Here is a 2,964-nt window from a genome sequence, read left to right as displayed (position 1 = left end):
GGTACTCTCTGAGTTCCTTCTCGTCAGCCACGTGCTTTCCACCTTCTCCAGAGACCAGGGCGTGCGGGTTCGGTCCGTCCCGCTATTCGGCGCCGTCGATGAACGCGAACAGTTCCTCGTCACTCGCCGAGGCGAGGTCGTCGTCGGTAGTTTCGTCCCGGACGGCGTCGAGGATCCGGTTGAGCTGGTCGGTGACCTGACGCCGCAGATCGGCGTCGAACGCCGCCCCGGTGGAGTCGATGCGCTCCTTGAGCCGTTCGAGGTCACCGAGGACGGGCGCGGACCCGGCGCCGGGCTCCTTCACCTCGACCTGGTCGATCAGGTAGGTGGCCAGGGCCTGGGAGGAGGGGTAGTCGAAGACGACGGTCGCTGGCAGGCGCAGGCCGGTCTCCTTGTTGATCCGGTCGCGCAGCTCCATGGAGCTCAGCGAGTCGAACCCCAGCTCCTGGAACGCGCGGTCCGGGTCGACCGACCCCACGTCGGAGTAGCCGAGGACGCTCGCCACGAAGGCACGCACCAGGTCGGTGAGCGCCCGCTCCCGGTCCTCCGGGGCCAGCCCGGCCAGACGCTCGGCCAGGGGCGGTCCGCTCTGGGCGACGGCCGTCCGCGCGGGCCTGCGGACCAGACCGCGCAGCACCACGGACGGCAGTGAGGACTGTGCGCTCAGGGCCGCCGTGTCGATGCGAGTGATCGCGAGCACGGAGTGCCCGGTGCCGGGCCCCGCGTCGAACAGCGCCATGGCGTCGTCCTCGGACAGCGGGAGCAGCCCGGATCTGGCCAGCCTGCTGCGGTCGACGTCGGTCAGACCGCTGGTGATGCTGCTTTCCTCCTCCCAAAGGCCCCAGGCGAGGGAGAGGGCGGGGAGCCCTTGGGTGTGTCGGTGTTGGGCTAGGGCGTCGAGGAAGGCGTTGCCGGCGGCGTAGTTGGCCTGTCCCCTGTTGCCGAGGATTCCGGCGAGGGAGGAGTAGAGGATGAAGGCGTTGAGGTTTTTGTCGCGGGTGAGTTCGTGGAGGTTCCAGGCGGCGTCGACCTTGGGGCGTAGGACCTGGGTGAGTTGTGTTTCGGTCAGGTTGGTGAAGAGGGCGTCGTCGACGGTGCCGGCGGTGTGGACGACGGCTGAGAGGGGGCGGTGGTCGGGGATGGTGTCCAGGGCTGCGGCGAGTGCGGTGCGGTCGGCGGCGTCGCAGGCGAGGAGTTCGGCGGTGGCTCCGGTGGCTTCGAGTCGGGTGAGGAGTTCGGTGGCGCCGGGGGCCTTGTTGCCGCTTCTGCTGAGGAGGAGGAAGTGGCGTGCGCCGTGGTTGGTGGCCAGGTGGTGGGTGATGAGGCTGCCGAGCAGGCCGGTCGCACCCGTCACCACCACGGTGCCCTGGTCCCAACGCGCTTGCGCTGCCGTGCCCTCATCCTTGCCGGTGACCGCCTTCGCCATCCTGGGGACGAGGACCGAGTCGTCGCGCACCGCGGCCTGGGGCTCGTCTGAGGCAAGGACACCGGCGAGGAGAGCGAGCGGATCGCGGTTACCGTTCGCGATGTCCACCAGGGCGATGCGGTCGGAGTTCTCGTTCTGCGCGGAGCGCACCAGGCCCCACGCGCTCGCGGCGACCAGGTCCGATGGTGAGCCGCCCCCTGCCGCAACCCCGTCCTCGGTGAGGACCACCAGACGCGTCTTCTCGAAGCGGTCGTCGGCGAGCCATGCGCAGATGAGCGACCGCAGGTCGTTCAGGGCCGAGCTCACCCTCGCGGGGGTGTCATCACCGTACTCGTCCTGGTGCGGTACCGGCAGCAGGACGACGGCGGGTGCGCCTTCCGCGTCGGACGCTGCGCGCAGGGAGTCCAGGTCGGGGTGGACGGCCACCTCTCGCACCGCTCCGTCGAGCAGCCCGGCGGGTGGTGCTCCGAGCACAGCCCAGGCGCCGGTGGCCTCGGAGTCAGCACGCTCTGACCCGGTGTCGAAAGGCTGCCAGTCCACGTGGAACAGCGCGTTGCGCAGGAGGTCGGACTTCTGGGAGAGCGCTGACCGGTCCAGCGTGCGCAGCGCCAGGGAGTCGACCGAAAGGACGGGCGCACCGGTGGGGTCCGTGGCCGTCAGGGCCAGGACGGGCGAGTCGGTCTCGGCCCCGCTGATCTCCAAACGGACCCTGAGGGAGGACGCCTCGGGCGAGAACACCCGAATACCCGACCAGGAGAACGGAAGCCGGGTGTTCTCGTCACCCTCGCTGGCCATCCCCGGGAGCATCGGGTGCAGGGCCGCGTCCAGCAGTGCCGGGTGCAGGATGTACTTGCCCGCTTCGGCTCCACTCTCTTCCGGGAGCGTGACCTCGGCCAACACGGCGCCGTCGGTCGCCCGCCACACCCGGCGCAGGTTACGGAAGGCGGTGCCGTAGGCGTACCCGTACTCGGTGAGCCGGTCGTAGGCCCCGGTGATGTCGATCTCCGTGGCCTCCTTGGGCGGCCACGCGGACAGGTCGCCCACCGCGGACTCCCCGGTCCGGGAACCGGTCTCACTGAGTGTGCCGGTCGCGTTCACCAACCAGCTGCCGGCCTCCTCCTCGTCCGTGTCGGGGCGGGAGTGGATGGTGATGCCTCGGTCACCGTTGTCGTCGGGGGGTCCCACGCGTACCTGGATCAGGACACCGCCCCGCTCAGACAGCACCAGCGGGGCTGCCAGGGTGAGTTCCGCGACGTGCGGGCAGTGCACTTCCTGGCCGGCGCGCAGGGCCATCTCCAGCAGCCCGGTGCCCGGGACCAGCGTCGATCCCCAGACCGCGTGGTCCGCCAGCCAGGGGTGGGTGTGCGTGGAGAGCCGGCCCGTGAGGAGTGTGCCCTGGCCGTCGGCGATGTCGACTCCGGCGCCGAGCAGGGGGTGGCCGGTGGCGTTGAGGCCCAGCGTGTTGGCGTTCGCAGTGGTGGTCTGGGGCTTCAGCCAGTAGCGGGTGTGTTGGAAGGCGTAGTGGGGCAGGTCGACGC

The 2,964-nt window shown here is 70.3% G+C and carries 1 protein-coding gene; it reads right to left on the bottom strand.

What is annotated here, in order from left to right:
- Nucleotides 1-82: 82 nt before the first annotated feature.
- On the bottom strand, nt 83-2,964 hold a 2,882-nt coding region (locus D457_RS0131540), incomplete at its 5' end, for a type I polyketide synthase (RefSeq protein ID WP_017584659.1).

The sequence above is a fragment of the Nocardiopsis valliformis DSM 45023 genome, assembly GCF_000340985.1.
GTDB lineage: Bacteria > Actinomycetota > Actinomycetes > Streptosporangiales > Streptosporangiaceae > Nocardiopsis > Nocardiopsis exhalans.
This window is presented reverse-complemented; position numbering and strand designations above follow the sequence as displayed.